The sequence below is a fragment of the Enterococcus rotai genome (assembly GCF_001465345.1).
Lineage (GTDB): Bacteria > Bacillota > Bacilli > Lactobacillales > Enterococcaceae > Enterococcus_L > Enterococcus_L rotai.
This window is the reverse complement of record NZ_CP013655.1, coordinates 1,399,215-1,414,449: the sequence shown is the minus strand read 5'-3', so window position 1 is coordinate 1,414,449 and position 15,235 is coordinate 1,399,215. Positions and strand designations below refer to the sequence as shown.

12 protein-coding genes are annotated in these 15,235 nt (G+C 38.1%); 7 read left to right on the top strand and 5 right to left on the bottom strand.

Features of this window, described 5'->3' with window-relative positions; all coding sequences use genetic code 11:
• Nucleotides 1–6: 6 nt before the first annotated feature.
• Both ATZ35_RS06570 and ATZ35_RS06565 read right to left on the bottom strand, forming a co-directional pair.
• Nucleotides 7–1,362, bottom strand: a complete 1,356-nt coding sequence (locus ATZ35_RS06570) for a carbohydrate ABC transporter permease (RefSeq protein WP_208930038.1) — start codon at nucleotides 1,360–1,362, stop codon at nucleotides 7–9.
• A 114-nt stretch (nucleotides 1,363–1,476) separates the two neighbouring features.
• Nucleotides 1,477–2,712, bottom strand: a complete 1,236-nt coding sequence (locus ATZ35_RS06565; RefSeq protein ID WP_208930037.1) for an extracellular solute-binding protein — start codon at nucleotides 2,710–2,712, stop codon at nucleotides 1,477–1,479.
• A gap of 373 nt (nucleotides 2,713–3,085) precedes the next feature.
• Between ATZ35_RS06565 and ATZ35_RS06560 the strand changes: the two genes are divergently transcribed.
• From ATZ35_RS06560 to ATZ35_RS06550, 3 genes are read left to right on the top strand one after another with little or no spacing between them, the layout of a single operon-like run.
• A complete protein-coding gene (locus ATZ35_RS06560; RefSeq protein WP_208930036.1) occupies nucleotides 3,086–4,951 on the top strand; it encodes a glycoside hydrolase family 13 protein in 1,866 nt (621 codons plus the stop codon).
• The gene (locus ATZ35_RS06555; protein ID WP_208930035.1) at nucleotides 4,872–6,524 is read left to right on the top strand and encodes an alpha-glucosidase; all 1,653 of its coding nucleotides are present in this window, start codon (nucleotides 4,872–4,874) and stop codon (nucleotides 6,522–6,524) included. The genes ATZ35_RS06560 and ATZ35_RS06555 overlap by 80 nt, the downstream gene beginning before the upstream one ends.
• Nucleotides 6,517–8,190, top strand: coding sequence for a glycoside hydrolase family 13 protein (locus tag ATZ35_RS06550; RefSeq protein ID WP_208930034.1), 1,674 nt, complete (start codon nucleotides 6,517–6,519; stop codon nucleotides 8,188–8,190). The genes ATZ35_RS06555 and ATZ35_RS06550 overlap by 8 nt, the downstream gene beginning before the upstream one ends.
• A 73-nt stretch (nucleotides 8,191–8,263) precedes the next feature.
• Here ATZ35_RS06550 and ATZ35_RS06545 read toward each other — a convergent pair whose 3' ends face one another.
• Together ATZ35_RS06545 and ATZ35_RS06540 are read right to left on the bottom strand one after the other, a co-directional pair.
• Nucleotides 8,264–8,884: a GyrI-like domain-containing protein gene (locus tag ATZ35_RS06545; RefSeq protein WP_208930033.1), complete on the bottom strand. Its 621-nt coding sequence runs from the start codon at nucleotides 8,882–8,884 to the stop codon at nucleotides 8,264–8,266.
• Nucleotides 8,874–9,695, bottom strand: coding sequence for a MerR family transcriptional regulator (locus ATZ35_RS06540; RefSeq protein WP_208930032.1), 822 nt, complete (start codon nucleotides 9,693–9,695; stop codon nucleotides 8,874–8,876). Before ATZ35_RS06540 ends, ATZ35_RS06545 begins: the two co-directional genes overlap by 11 nt.
• 151 nt (nucleotides 9,696–9,846) lie before the next feature.
• Here ATZ35_RS06540 and ATZ35_RS06535 point away from each other — a divergent pair, with 151 nt between their 5' ends.
• The 3 genes from ATZ35_RS06535 (at nucleotide 9,847) to ATZ35_RS06525 (ending at nucleotide 11,725) form a co-directional block, all read left to right on the top strand.
• On the top strand, nucleotides 9,847–10,731 hold the full coding sequence (locus ATZ35_RS06535) for an AraC family transcriptional regulator (protein ID WP_208930031.1): 885 nt from the start codon (nucleotides 9,847–9,849) through the stop codon (nucleotides 10,729–10,731).
• Between the two features lie 218 nt (nucleotides 10,732–10,949).
• The gene (locus tag ATZ35_RS06530; protein WP_208930030.1) at nucleotides 10,950–11,378 is read left to right on the top strand and encodes a MerR family transcriptional regulator; all 429 of its coding nucleotides are present in this window, start codon (nucleotides 10,950–10,952) and stop codon (nucleotides 11,376–11,378) included.
• Nucleotides 11,375–11,725, top strand: coding sequence for a DUF4260 domain-containing protein (locus ATZ35_RS06525; RefSeq protein WP_208930029.1), 351 nt, complete (start codon nucleotides 11,375–11,377; stop codon nucleotides 11,723–11,725). Before ATZ35_RS06530 ends, ATZ35_RS06525 begins: the two co-directional genes overlap by 4 nt.
• 110 nt (nucleotides 11,726–11,835) lie before the next feature.
• Here the strand turns inward: ATZ35_RS06525 and ATZ35_RS06520 are convergent, their stop codons facing one another.
• A complete protein-coding gene (locus ATZ35_RS06520) occupies nucleotides 11,836–13,314 on the bottom strand; it encodes a lytic polysaccharide monooxygenase (RefSeq protein ID WP_208930028.1) in 1,479 nt (492 codons plus the stop codon).
• A 389-nt stretch (nucleotides 13,315–13,703) separates the two neighbouring features.
• Here ATZ35_RS06520 and ATZ35_RS06515 point away from each other — a divergent pair, with 389 nt between their 5' ends.
• Nucleotides 13,704–15,167, top strand: coding sequence for an AcpB/EbpR/MafR family transcriptional regulator (locus tag ATZ35_RS06515; protein WP_208930027.1), 1,464 nt, complete (start codon nucleotides 13,704–13,706; stop codon nucleotides 15,165–15,167).
• Nucleotides 15,168–15,235 lie beyond the last annotated feature (68 nt).

Sequence of the window (15,235 nt, the reverse complement as noted above, 5' to 3'; positions counted from 1 at the left end):
GCTTGTTTACGCCCCTTCCGTTTTAAATGAACTGCTTCGTGTATAAGCAAATAAGGAGAAGACAGCTGAAAGTACAAAGATAATGATTCCGATTACCGATGCAAGATTATAATCGGCGGCTGTTACGGTTAATTTATACAACCACGTTACTAGCAAGTCAGTCTCACCAGCAGAATGAAAATTACTATTCGCTGGTTGTCCGCCAGTTAACAAGAAAATCACATTGAAATTATTGATATTCCCAATAAACTGTTGGATCAAACTAGGTGCCATGACAAACAAGATTTGCGGGAACGTGATATTTCTAAAGATTTGAAACTTATTAGCGCCATCAATTTCGGCTGCTTCGATTTGATCGGTCGGCAAATTAGTAATGATCCCTGTCGCTACTAACATCGTGACCGGAATCCCAACCCACATATTAACGAAGATAACCGTAACTTTGGCCAATAAAGCATCTGTCAAAAACGGAATCGGCTGATCGATCAAGCCCCAATTTTGCAGCATTGCATTCACTGGTCCTGAACCATTGAATAAGTTCGCCATCAACAACAAGCTGACAAATTGCGGTACCGCCATCGTGATCACAAAAATCGTCCGCCAAACTTTTTTCCCTTTAACACCTTTCTCATTGATCAGTAATGCTAACAGAATACCAAAGAAAAAAGTGGTTGCTGTTGCTAAAACGGCCCAAATCAATGTCCAAGTAAGCACCGGGAAAAAGGTCCCCGCAATATCTCCTGTGATCACATTGCTGAAATTAGCAAAACCGACCCAATGAAATAAATTTTTAGGCGGCAAATGATTATGATCATAACTCGTAAATGCAATCGAAATCATATACAACAGCGGCAAGATCGTAAAGGCTAGTACACCTAACAACGGAATGCTCATCAACGTAATATAGAATTTTTCATTCAACAAACTATTTAGATCTTCCTTCAGCGTTGGCAAAGGTTGGCCCGCCTGCTTCAAGGCAAAAATTTTACGGGCACTTCTCAGATTGACGATATAAAGAAAAATAAAGAGTAAAATCAAAATAATTGCAGCGATCCCAAATAATAACAGCAACATCGAATTGTCGCCCGGCTGTTGTACCTCGATCCCTAACGACTCATCCATGACCCAACCTTGCGCTTTGGTTCCCAATGATTGCAGCATTGACAATGCATGAAAGCCATTCACAACGAGCCATGCCACAAACCCGATTTGCAGCGCTAAAAATGCCACCCCTTTGATGATTTGTCCATTCAAAATATTAGCTGTTCCCATAAAAATATACGAAAGCTTGATCGGTGTATCGCCTTTTTTAAACAACTCTCTAAACGTGAGCTGACCTTCCGATTTTGACTTTAGTTTCATAGCATTTCACTTCCTGTTCTTCTTTGAAATCAAGCGACTTAAGTAATGATAGTAAAAACGCTATACGTTTTACCATCATTACTTAGCCGCTATTTTAGCTATAGTTTCTAACGTTTATTTATCTGATTTACTGGTATCTTTTACTAATTTATCCAATTTCGGCAAGTATTGATCTTCCGCAATTTTGCCGTTATACGTATCATTGATCACAGCTTCCACAGGTCCCCAGAAGGTCACCATTGCTGGAAGTTTCGGCATTACTACTGAATGATCTGCATCACTCATCGTCATTACAGCTTCAGCTACTTTATCAGAGGTCACTTTGCCGTCTGTTTGCGCCTCTTTATTAGCTGGCACTGTACCATTTTTTTCAAAAACAGTTAATTGATTTTCTTTATTCGTTAAGAAATCAGCTAAGGCCATTGCAGCTACAGGACTTTTCGTTGAAGCGTTAACGCCAAATAATTTAACTCCCAAAAAGGCTTTTTGTTGCACTGCACCATTACCTAAATCAACCGTTGGATAAGGCGCTACTGCAAAGTTATCACCCAAAGCTTTTTCTACATCCAATTTAGACCACGGACCAGATAGATAAGCATCGATTTTACCGTTCCCTAAGTTAGAAAGCGCGTCAGCATTTGATTGCACCACACCAGGATTGTCTTTTTGTGAACGAATCCATTTTAAGACTTGTACACCTTGATCGTTGTTGAAGTTGGTCCCATTGATATCTTCGCCATCTTTACCATATAATTCATCCCCGTTTGACATAAATAACGGAGTGAAAATATAGTTGGCGCCAGCTTCACCAAAGTTCGCACCTAATTTGCCTTTTGATGTTAATGTTTCCCAACTTTTCACATCATCTTCCGCTAATTTCCCTTTGTTATAGTATAAAATTTGTGATTCCACGCCATAGGGATAACCATATAACTTCCCATCATAAGTCGCTGCTGCGACTGCACTTTCAGTACTATTTTCTTTCACACTATCTTCATATTTTGTATTTGCATAAATAATTCCAGCATCGACCATTTGTCCTAATTGATCATGAGGCATCATAAAAACATCCGCTGCAGCACTAGGATCTTTTTTCAAGTTTTCTTGCGCTGAGGCAGATTCACTCGGCTTGATCGTCACTTTCCAATCTTTATGCTCTTTTTCAAATTGTTCTACTAATGGTTTATACGTATCAACAAACGCTACATCTACCCACAGTTTTATAGAAGCGTTTTCATTTCCATCAGAAGCTTTTTTGTCTGTCGAGCCTCCGCCACACGCTGCTAAAGCAAATCCTGCTGCCGTCATTGTTACTCCTAATGTCAAAAGCTTTTTCATATTTCTTTTCATCTTTTGTTCCTCCCAGGAATTTTTTAATGATCTATTCTCATACATTGTGCAATCGTTTGCGTAAAATGTCAAGAGAAAACTAAAAAAAGCAAAAAAATAATTTTCATTTCTCAATAAACTAGTCAAAGAACTCCCCTTCTCTCAACTAAACAAACATTGTTTAAACAACAATTAGAATGTTCAAATGAAAATAAAGGTTCTTTAACTAGTAATTTCCGCTATTTCCCTAGTAAATAACGGGTCGACTAAAACAAAATGCAATCGATTGCGAAAAATACATTGAAAACGTTTTTCTTATGTGGCATAATATGGGTGGTTTTTAGAAACGTCTAACTAGAAAAAATACTAAGTCGATTATAGGGGGACAAATTAGATGAATACTGCAGCGATCCATCACCAGCCAGAAAGCGAATTTGCTTATTTATATACATCCGACAAAATGCATATCCGCTTAAGAACTGGCAGAGGTGATATCAAAAATGTTGAGCTATTGAATGGTGATCCGTATCAACTCGAACATAACGAATGGTTTAATGTAACAACACCAATGGAAAAATACTTATCAACTACCACCCATGATTATTGGACAGTCGAGACATCCGCACCGTTCCGACGCCTAAGTTACGCTTTTAAGATCGAAGGTATGGATGGAACGATCCTATTTTATGGCGATCACGGCTTCTTTCCCTATCAAGAAACAACCTTAAAAGCAGCCAATAACTATTTCAAACTTCCTTATTTTCACGAAGCTGACCGCTTTAAAGCACCACAGTGGGTAAAGGAAACCATTTGGTATCAAATTTTCCCTGAACGATTTGCCAACGGGGATCCGACGAATGATCCAGCAGGTACACTTGCTTGGGGCAGCAAAGAACATCCAGGACGTGATGACTTTTTTGGTGGTGATTTACAAGGTGTCTTAGACCATCTGGATCACTTGACAGACCTTGGCATCAACGGCATCTATTTTTGTCCGATTTTCCAAGCCGCCAGCAATCATAAGTATGATACAATCGATTATTTTGAGATCGATTCAGCTTTCGGAGATAAGGAACTATTTAAAAAAGTCGTTGCAGAGTGTCACAAACGTGGAATTCGCGTGATGCTAGATGCCGTTTTCAATCACATGGGGGATTTTTCACCTCAATGGCAAGATGTCATCAAACATGGCGAAAATTCAGCTTATGCTAACTGGTTCCATATCCATCAATTCCCAGTTACTTACACACCAACCGCTAATTTTGAATTTTCCGATGATATTTCGTACGATACTTTCGCCTTCACTCCACATATGCCGAAATTAAATACGGCAAATAAAGAAGTGCAAGCGTATCTATTAGACATCGCTCGTTACTGGATCACAGAATTCGATATCGATGCGTGGCGCCTAGATGTCGCTAACGAAGTCGATCATCGCTTTTGGCGTAAGTTTCATGATGTCTGTACAGAAGCCAAACCAGATATTTATATTTTAGGGGAAATTTGGCATTCTTCCCAAGCTTGGCTTCAGGGGGATGAATTTCACGCTGTTATGAACTACGCCTTTACAGATGCGATTCTTTCTTATTTTGTCTACCAAACCATCCCTTTAAGTAAAATGGTATCTGAATTAAACCATCAACTGATGCTTTATCGTGAACAAACCAACCAAATTATGTTCAATGTGCTGGATTCCCACGATACACCACGTTTGTTGACAATCGCTCAGAATAACAAAGCGCTAATGAAACAAGTTCTGGCATTCACCTATCTACAAAAAGGCGTTCCTTGTCTTTATTATGGTGATGAATATGCTATGGACGGGGCAGGCGATCCTGATTGTCGTAAATGCATGGTTTGGGAAGGTGAACAACAAGATTTAGAGATGTACGAATTCGTTAAAACTTTGATCGCCTTTAGAAAAGCACATCAACCGATTTTATCTGAAGGGAAGTTACGTTGGCTGGAAACCAATGAAAAAACTGGTCTTATCGACTTCGCTTACGAATACGACGGAAAAATGCTCCACGGTATTTTCAATACAGGGCAGGCGCCTATTTACTTGGAAAAGAAACATATTCTATTTTCAACACAAATGCACTCATTAGATAAAAATATTATTGAACTTGCACCATACGGCTTTGCCGTATCACTAGACAACATAGAAAGGACTGAACAAAATGACACATCAGGGAACAAACACTCATTGGTGGCAGGAAGCCGTCGTTTATCAAGTTTATCCACGGAGTTTTCAAGATAGTAACGGTGATGGGATAGGTGATTTAGCTGGTATCATCCAACGGTTGGACTATTTGAAAAAACTAGGAATCAGCGCCATCTGGCTGAGCCCTGTTTACCGTTCACCAAACGATGATAACGGCTATGATATTAGTGATTACGAACAAATCATGACCGAATTCGGCACAATGGCTGACATGGATCACTTGATCCAAGCAGCTCAGCAAAGAGACATCAAGATTATTATGGATCTCGTAGTCAACCATACTAGTGATGAACATCCCTGGTTTATCGCATCGCGTACATCAAAAGAAAACCCCTACCGTGATTTCTATGTTTGGCGAGAGGGGCATGACGGAAATGCGCCTAATGACTTAGAGTCAACATTTTTAGGTTCTGCTTGGCAGTTAGACGAGTCCAGTGGTGAATATTATCTGCATTTATTTAGCCAAAAGCAACCAGATTTGAATTGGGAAAACCCTGATGTACGCACAGCAATTTACGATATGATGAACTTTTGGATCGACAAAGGAATCGGAGGCTTCCGGATGGATGTGATTGATCTTGTTGGCAAGATACCCGATGAAAAAATCACTGGTAATGGTCCAAAACTACATGACTATTTACACGAAATGAATACCAAAACATTCGGCGACAAAGACTTATTAACCGTTGGTGAAACATGGGGCGCAACACCTGAAATCGCTAAATTATATTCTGATCCCAAACGAAATGAACTTTCAATGGTCTTCCAGTTTGAGCATGTCGGATTAGATGAAGAACCTGGCAAAAGCAAATGGGATCTACGTCCTTTACAAATTACCGAGCTAAAAAAAGTTTTCTCCAAATGGCAAACAGAACTTGGGGATCAGGGCTGGAATTCTTTATTCTGGAATAATCACGACCTACCTCGCATCGTATCAAGATGGGGAAATGACAGCACGTATCGTGTTCAAAGCGCTAAAATGTTGGCGATTTTATTGCACATGTTAAAAGGAACTCCTTATATTTATCAAGGCGAAGAAATCGGGATGACCAACCGCATCATTCAAGATATTGCAGAAGTGGAAGATATCGAGAGTAAAAATATGTATGCGGATCGAATCGAAAAAGGCTATCCAGAAGAAGCAATTTTGGCATCGATCAACGCCAAAGGACGAGATAACGCTCGTACCCCTATGCAATGGAACGATACAGTAAACGCCGGCTTCACAACAGGTACACCTTGGATCGATGTTAACCAAAACTATCATGAAATCAACGTTGAACAAGCTTTAGCTGATAAAGAGTCGATCTTTTATACCTATCAAAAACTAATCGAATTACGTAAAACGCATCCACTGATCGTTTGGGGCAGCTTTGAATTACTAGAAGATACCGCAACTGACGTTTTTGCTTACTATCGTCACTACCAAGGAAAAAGTTGGCTGATCGTTTGTAATTTTTCAGATCAAGAACAAACATTTTCATTGGATAAACCAGCCGAAAAAACAATTATTGCCAACACTGAAAATGAGTACCACAACCTTTTAGATAGAACTTTGGCACCTTACGAAGCCTTCGTGATCAAACTCGGAGGAAAGACTCATGCCTAATTCAGCTACTCAAACAAAACAAGTCAGTACAGTAGAACAAAATAGCTGGTGGAAAAATGCCGTGGGCTATCAAATTTATCCACGTAGTTTTAAAGACAGCAATCACGATGGGATAGGCGATCTTAACGGGATTCGAGAAAAGCTACCCTATTTAAAAGAGTTGGGTATTGATTTCATTTGGGTCAACCCGATTTATGCTTCACCAAACATTGATAACGGCTATGATATTTCTGATTACCAAGCAATCCACGAAGATTTTGGTACAATGGAGGACTTTCAGGCATTACTAAAGGAAGCTCATCGTTTGGATTTAAAGATCATCATGGATTTGGTGGTCAACCATACGAGTGATCAGCATCCTTGGTTTTTAGAGTCAAAGAAATCACTAGATAACCCTTATCGAGATTATTACCACTGGACAGATGCTACCAAGGACTGCCCACCCAATAATTGGCAATCCTTTTTTGGCGGCTCCACCTGGACATATGATGAAACAACGAAGCAATCGTATTTTCACGTTTTCGCTAAAGAGCAACCCGATCTGAATTGGACAAATCCAAAAGTTCGCCACGATATTTATCAGATGATTCGCTGGTGGCTTGATCTCGGCATTGACGGTTTTCGTATTGATGCGATCAGCCATATCCAAAAAGAACCTTGGGACTTTAACATTACAGATAATCAATGGGCACCATTTATGAATGTCTCGGGCATTGAAGTTTATTTACAGGAATTAAAAGCGATTTTCGATGAATACAAGGTTATGACGGTCGGGGAAGCAAGCGGAGTGCCTCACCATGAGGCGGCTGACTGGACGGGCGATAACGGGTATTTCAACATGATTTTCGAATTGGAACACTGCGAGCGAATTGGCGAACCCGGGTATCAAAAAGGATCTATTTCACATTTGAAAAATTCCCTAAACCAATGGCAAACAAGTCTTGCTGATCATGGTTGGAATGCTCTATACTTGGAAAATCATGATACACCTCGCAGTGTCTCAGTTTACGGTGATGATTCTCCTGAAGCCGCTAAAGCGCTGGCCACAGTTTTACTTTTGTTAAAAGGAACACCGTTCATCTATCAAGGTCAGGAAGTGGGTATGACAAATTATCCCTTCACTTCGATCGAAGAAATCGATGGAGCAGATACGATTCATTTTTATCAAACATTATTGGCTCAAGGGACTAAAAGCGAGGACGCTTTGGCGATTGCAGTGAATTGGTCTAGAGATCATAGCCGCACGCCATTTCAATGGGAGGATACACTACATGGTGGCTTTTCAACCGCCACTCCTTGGCTGCAAGTTAACGAAAATTACCGCATGATCAATGCAGCGCAAAAAGAGCTTGAAAGCAGCAGTATCTTCCACCATTATCAAGAGCTGATTCGTTTAAGAAAAGAAACCACCGCGCTCATTCACGGTAAATTCGAATTACTATTGCCTGAACACCCAACTGTTTTTAGTTATACACGTACAACTGAGACCGAACAATGGCTCATTTTAGTTCAGCTGGCTCGCGAACAGACAACTGTTTCATTACCAGATACTTTGGATTGTTCTGCTTGGAAAGAAGTATTAGCAACAACTAAAACGCAGCCCTTAACCAAACAAATGCTTCTTTCTGATTATGAAGCCCATGTTTACAAAAAAACACTTAACTAAAAAAGCGAATGAGAGGTGTCTGGGACATAACTCGCAGAATTATATCCCAGACACCTCTCATTCGTTTTATCATTTACTCAACAAAATACCGCAAAACTGTCTTCATTTTTTCTGGCACCACTTTTCTAGGGTCAGACAGATAGATTTCTCTATGGGCAAATGTCGTTCTATGCAACTGATGTTCCTCACAATATCGCTCCATTACTTCAAAGGTCTTCGCTTCGTCATCATATGAACCTAGATGCAGCATTTGAAGAGATTTACCATCTTCGATCCGTTCAAATGTTATGTTTTGATTATTTGGGTTTGGTTTCTTTTTAGACACTTGTTCTAAATTAGCTAACGCTAGTGCTTCGGTTACAAAGTCAGGTTGCCGAATCATGATCTTGTAGACTAAATCGGCTTTGTTGAAGGCTCTACCCTCCGCCACTGCTTCATCAGATAATGTCCAAATCCCTTCCATAGGATAAACCGTATATTCAAACGGTTCTTTGCCAGCCAAACCTTTTTTCGATAACATTCTAATACTGTAAGACATGGCATACAAGGCCGAGACTTCCTGTGAAAACGGTTCTCCATTAGGATCGCCTGCTCCAGATAACGTGTAAAATTTCTGTTCTGGCACTACAATTTCCGTCGGTTTTGTTTTAGGTAAATACAGTTCTTTCTCTTGCTTTCTCCACTCAAATTTCATTGTTACTTCCTCCAGAATAGTTTATAGGTAAAAAGATTTCCGTGATATATTTTGCCTGATTCCCTTTGAACTTCTTGCCACTTCCCTTAATAAAGGTGCTGATAAACGCAAAATTTGTTTGTAACTGATGTTGTTCTGCATAATCGATCAACACTTTATACGCCTGTCCAATCTCCTGGTAATCACCATAATGAAGTGTTTGAATCCCCGTCATTTCAGGAAAAATTTCATTTTTAACCGCTTTACTTTCAATCATGCGACTAACGGGAATGCCAATTTCATACTGTATCTTTTCATTCAATAATTCTTGTTGACTAGTAAACAACTCACCGCTAACAGCTTCTTTGGCTGCTTCATATAAGCAATTCACTTCCGGTCCCATTTCATCAAATGGGCAAGTACAAGTCCTAGTGATCACACGTTGCATTGGTTTAGTTTGTGTTTTAACGACGTACTCTTGTTCACAATCACCTGTTTCACTTAGTGTAATCATCTGATCGATTTTTTTCATCAATCGCTCTTTTTCATAAATTTCTTCTAAAATAAATGCCTTTTTTTCAATTAAATAATAGGCTAAATCCGCTTCTTCTTCAAGCCCATACAAGACTTCTTTGATTTCTGAGATCGAAAATTCGCTATTTCTTAATAACGTCAGTTGGTTTGCTCGTTTAAAATCTATTTCATCGTAGTAACGATAACCATTCTCTTGATCTCTTAATGACGGAATCAACAATCTTTCTCTATCGTAATAACGTAGTGTGGACTTAGGAATAGCGGTCATTTTGGAAAACTCATTGATTTTGTATCGCATTTGTTCACCACCTTTTTTATAGTATAAAGCTTATACCGCACTTGAAAGTCAAGTATACAACGACATTTCTCTAGCCTCTCTTTTCTGGGCAGAGAAAGTGAGGTACACTTGGTTTAATTAGTATAAAATAAAATCAGGAGTTGATCTTACAATGGAATGGGTTACTAGACTGGAAAATTCACTAGACTACATTGAAAAAAACTTAACAGACGAAATCGATTTTGAGCATTTGGCAGCTATTGCACGTTGCTCTACCTATCACTACCAACGCGTTTTTTCTTATATGGTCGGCGTACCACTGGCTGTTTACATTCGTCGTAGAAAGCTATCATTAGCTGGTGTTGAGTTACAACAAGGGGCAAAAGTCATTGATGTCGCCATTAAATATGGTTATGAGTCCCCTAACTCATTTACTCGCGCATTTAAAAAACAACACAATATCACACCTTCTCAAGCACAACAAGAAGGCAGCCTATTAACCTCATATCCTAGAATCAAATTCCACATCACAATCAAAGGAGATGAAGAGATGGAATATTGCATTAAAACAAAAGAAGCTTTTCGAATTATCGGAGCAAAGAAGGCACTATCTACAGACATTGAGGAAAATTTTAAAGAAACGCCACTGTTTTGGCAGCAAGTTGCAACAGATGGCACCCTAGAGAAACTAATCCCTCTAATGACTCAAGAACCAAAAGGCATAATGGGTGTCAGTGTAGGATTTGAATCTGATTTTGAAGATAAAAAAGAAGTGTCAAATAACAAAGAACTATCTTATTATATCGCTGTCGCTAGTGATCAAGCAGTACCAGAAAATATGGAAGAATACATTGTGCCCCCCTTCACTTGGGCAATCTTTTCCGGGCAAGGAGCTATGCCTCAAGCAATTCAAGAGTTAGAGAAAAAAATCGTCACCGATTGGCTTCCAAGTTCAGGGTACGAATATGCAAATGGACCTGATATCGAGCTTTATCTTGATGCTAATCCAGCAAATGCAGTATTTGAGGTTTGGTTACCTGTCGTAAAAACTAACTAACACAACCTTTAAGCACTGAGTTTGGGACAGAAGTTGTTTAACTCCGAGAACTGAGGATGAGTTGCTTCTGCTTCCACTGTTTATTTGGATTCCACCTGGCTGGGATATGACTCTTAGAGTTATGTCCCAGTCATTTCATTTTTTCCACCTCCTTAAATTTCCTTCTTGACCTTGGAGCTATATCCAATGTTACACTAACGATACAGGAGGGAACAACCATGAAAATAACCGCATTCGCCCAACAATTTAATCTATCAACCGATGCGATCCGCTTTTATGAGCGCTCTGGTTTGCTACAACCCAAACGCCAAACAAATGGGTATCGTGAATTTACAGAAACTGACAAACAAGATTTAAAAATTATCTTAGCGTTAAAAGAGCTGGATTTTTCCATAAAAGAAATCAACTACTTGTTAGAGTTAAAAAGACAGCCGATTTCTACTCAATGCAACGATGAGTCCACTGATTTTTTAACAGATAAAATCAACTATATCAAACAAAAGATCTCTTTTTACGAAGTGTCTTACAAGTTATTATTAAAACTAAAAGCTACGATCCAAGATAATAACTACGTAGAAAATCAAGCGGAGTTATTCGTTTTGATCGATCAACTATCTAACCATGGAATAAAGGAGCTCTCATTATGATAAATAAAATAATTTTACAACTAGAAAATGGGGCTCTCTTTATTTTAGCACTAGCACTCTATATCCATTTTGGTTTTTCAATTCTTTACTTCTTTCTTTTTCTTCTACTACCAGATGTTACTATGGTAGGCTACTCAAAAAATCCAGCTGTCGGTGCTAAAATTTATAATTTAGGTCATAATCTAGTTTTTCCAGTCTTACTTAGTTTTGTGTATCTCTTTACCCACACTGCTCTTTTATTAGCCATTTCTATCATTTGGTTCGCACATATTTTTATGGATCGAACAATGGGATATGGACTTAAATATTCTGATGCATTTAAACATACACATATTCAAAATCTATAAAAAGAAGCACCAGAGAAGATGCATAACATCTGATCCAGCGCTTCTTTTTTTGTTCTATGTCGTTGGTACTCTGTATTCCTTACTATGTCATTCAGGAAGTTTAAAATAGATTAAATCAATTCCCAAACGTTTGAAGTTGTCGGCTCGTTTCCTTGTGTCCACCATTTTGCTTTGTATGTTTCTCCTTGGAAAATTACTGTATCGCCGCCGCTATACGCTTTGCTTGTTTCCCAGTTGACTGCTTTATTTGAAAGAAGTTTCCAAACGTCTGATTGATCTGGACGTTCACCTCTTGTCCACCATCTTGCTTCATACTCTAAATCGTTGAAGATTACTTTATCACCATAGTTATAAATTTTGTCCGCTTCCCATGTTGATTGACCACTTGGTGCTTCTTTGGTCTTCACAGTAAATACCGCACTTGTTTCTGAAACGTTTCCGCCAACGCTGATTGCTTTTACTGTATAGTTATATGTTGTATCAGCTTTTAAGCCCGTATCTTTGAAACTTGTTTTTTCAGTTGTTGCAACTTTTTTACCATCACGGTATACTTCGTAGTTTTTAACACCTAAGAAATGAGTTGATTTTGTCCACATTAAATCTACTGTATTTTCAGTTGTTCCCATTGAGTGAACGTTTGTTGGTGCTGTTGGTTTTTGGTTATCTTCTACTGCTGATGATTGTGTTGTTGCTTTTACTGCCGCGCTCTTTTCAGAGACTTTACCGTTTGTTCCAACTGCTTCTACTTGATAAGAATATGTTGTGTTTTCAGTTAAGTTAGCATCGTTGAATTGAGTTCCGCCAACGGTTGCAACTTTTTTACCATCACGGTATACATTGTATTCTTTAGCGTTTGAAACGGTATCCCATGTTAATTTAAGTGAAGAGGTTGTGACATCTGTTGCTTTTACATTTGTTGGTTTAGCTGGTGCTTCCTCAACTGGAGGAGTGATTTCTCCGCCACCCTTTACATTTACGTCAATCACATTATAGAAGGCATTTGTTGTATCTGCAACATCCCAAACAGCTAAAATCACGTGGTAACCAGAACGGTTTTCTGGAACAGTAATTTGATGTGATTTATTATTTGAAGCCGGTGAACCATCATGTTTCACTTCACCAAGAAAGTCGAAATCAGCTCTTGATAATGGTTTATCTGGATTCCAACCAACTTTTGTCATATAGTAGTGCCATTTAGTCGTACTGTGAGGCGCTGTATAGTGCCATGTAAATGTGTTCACACCAGTATTGATATCTTGTTTTGTCCAACGGTTTGCCCCTGTGCTATCCATTACAGAGTCAGTGATTTGACCTTTACCACCATCTGCTGATGCAATACGACCATCTGCTGGACCTGCTTGCGGGAACCCTTTATCAAATTCTAGAGACTGCGGATTTGTAATAACCATTCCGTATTTCTCCATAGCTGCTGACCAGCCTAACGTATTTTTATCTAATGAACCTTGATAGCCACGAGCCGCTGGCTTTTCTACATATCCGTGAGCATTTGCAACATCAGCATTCAACAGACCTGCTCCACCCAAAATAATTGTTGACATTAATGCTAACCCTAGTAATTTTTTCTTCATAACTTTCCTCCGTCTATCGTTTTGCCTTCAACTGGCTTAACATTAGTTTAAACGTTATGTAAGAAAAAAAAGGGTCATTTATGGTCAGAAAATAGCAATACTTGATTGAATTTGACTTCCATATGAAAATAATATTAATTTATGAACATTTTTAAATAAATATTACAAATGTTATCAAAATAACCTACCTTAAAAGGTCATATTTTTCTATTAAAAAGAAAATTTTGACCTATACAATTTAACTTATTTAAAAAAAACATCTATTATCATCTAAGGTTATCTAGACAAAACAGCCTGTTTCAAGTTAAAATAGAAATGTCTTGAAATTATTTTCATTACAATATGAACAAATATAAAAAAATAACATAAATAAAGAAAGTGTTGATAGCATGAAAGAAATCCTCTCCTCACGATCCAAACGCCAATTAGAGCTAATGGAACTGTTAGCTGATAATGATTGGGTCACTTTTCCCACAGCATCAGAAATCTTAAACGTACCTGTAAAAACATTAAAATCAGATATTATCGAACTGGAAGCATTGCTCGCGCCTACTACAATCGAGTCTTCTAAAAAATACGGTATCCGTCTTGCTGCAAATTTTGATTTTTGTAAAACAAGTATTTATCAGAAGTTTATTAAAAATAGCGTGGAATTTCAGCTTATCGAAAAAATTTTCTTACATAATTTCTCTACAATCATTGATCTAGCAGACGATCTTTATACTAGCGTCTCTACAATCAAGCGAATTGTTCTTCGCGTCAACCAGCTCCTTCAGATAGAAGGTTTTACAATCAACTTAAAAAAAATGCAGCTTGTTGGCGATCCACATAGTATTTGTAATTTTATGCAGCACTATTTTTATGAAAAATACGGCGTAGCCGAAAGTCTTTTAACACCACCACAACTGATTATTTTGGATCAAGTCGGCCTTCAGATGATTCATCAGGCAATTCCTGATAAATCATCTTATAACTTAGATTTTTCTTTGTTGAATCGCTTGCGCTTTTATACGTATACGGTCATCAATCTTTTAAAGCATAATAGTGAGAATCATCTGCATGATATTCCAGAAAAAGAATTCACTATCCTTAGTGATGCCTATGCATGCGATGAATTTTACAGTCAATTTCATTTACCCTTGAACCCAGTGAACTTAAACACGTTCTACTATTTATTTTTTAGTGACCAATACATGGCTTCTCTTGATGCAGTACACGAACTAATAAAAACAGATCGTAATGCCTACTTGAAATACAAAAAAATTGAAGCTCTTCTATTGGAAATCGAAAAAAGAATGGGCTCTAAATGTGCTAATTTTGAGACTATCTTTATACGTCTTTATAATTTAGAATGTCAGATCCATGGAAGAACCTACATTTTGCACAACAAAAACAAGGAATTTCTTTCAAGTATAAAAAACTTATATGGACATTTCCCAATGGAATTGCTCCACTCTTTACAAGCGATTTTTTATTCCAGTCCTTATAAAGAATATATGGTCTATGAAGCTATTTCCATTCTGTTTACGAATTGGCCAAACTTGTTGGATCGTTTAGAATACTCAACACCAACACTGAACGCCTGTCTTTTATTTAACTCTGGTTTAGATTATATGAACATGCTTTCTGAACGAATTAACTATTACCTGCGAGGACGTTTTTCTTGTACACCTTTGCATGTGACCTCTTTAGAGGAATTAGAAAAAGCTGCTGCTGAATATGATTGCATCATTACCAATATTCCTGAAATTTATATCAATAATATACCGATTGTTGTGATTCCACTGATCCCCGATGCCAAAAGTTTTGATAAACTGATGTTGGTTTATGAAGATCATTTTGATAAAAATTAAGTTTTGTCGAGCCTAAATGGAACAGATATAGAAACTAAGAGCCTGCAACATAACTCAAAAAAGTTATA

Excerpts from the sequence above, each read along its gene's own strand:
- ATZ35_RS06520 (WP_208930028.1), bottom strand. The coding sequence starts at position 13,314 with ATGAAGAAAAAATTACTAGGGTTAGCATTAATGTCAACAATTATTTTG.
- ATZ35_RS06545 (WP_208930033.1), bottom strand. The coding sequence starts at position 8,884 with ATGAAATTTGAGTGGAGAAAGCAAGAGAAAGAACTGTATTTACCTAAA.
- ATZ35_RS06530 (WP_208930030.1), top strand. The coding sequence starts at position 10,950 with ATGAAAATAACCGCATTCGCCCAACAATTTAATCTATCAACCGATGCG.
- ATZ35_RS06565 (WP_208930037.1), bottom strand. The coding sequence starts at position 2,712 with ATGAAAAGAAATATGAAAAAGCTTTTGACATTAGGAGTAACAATGACG.
- ATZ35_RS06555 (WP_208930035.1), top strand. The coding sequence starts at position 4,872 with ATGACACATCAGGGAACAAACACTCATTGGTGGCAGGAAGCCGTCGTT.
- ATZ35_RS06550 (WP_208930034.1), top strand. The coding sequence starts at position 6,517 with ATGCCTAATTCAGCTACTCAAACAAAACAAGTCAGTACAGTAGAACAA.
- ATZ35_RS06515 (WP_208930027.1), top strand. The coding sequence starts at position 13,704 with ATGAAAGAAATCCTCTCCTCACGATCCAAACGCCAATTAGAGCTAATG.
- ATZ35_RS06560 (WP_208930036.1), top strand. The coding sequence starts at position 3,086 with ATGAATACTGCAGCGATCCATCACCAGCCAGAAAGCGAATTTGCTTAT.
- ATZ35_RS06570 (WP_208930038.1), bottom strand. The coding sequence starts at position 1,362 with ATGAAACTAAAGTCAAAATCGGAAGGTCAGCTCACGTTTAGAGAGTTG.
- ATZ35_RS06535 (WP_208930031.1), top strand. The coding sequence starts at position 9,847 with ATGGAATGGGTTACTAGACTGGAAAATTCACTAGACTACATTGAAAAA.
- ATZ35_RS06525 (WP_208930029.1), top strand. The coding sequence starts at position 11,375 with ATGATAAATAAAATAATTTTACAACTAGAAAATGGGGCTCTCTTTATT.
- ATZ35_RS06540 (WP_208930032.1), bottom strand. The coding sequence starts at position 9,695 with ATGCGATACAAAATCAATGAGTTTTCCAAAATGACCGCTATTCCTAAG.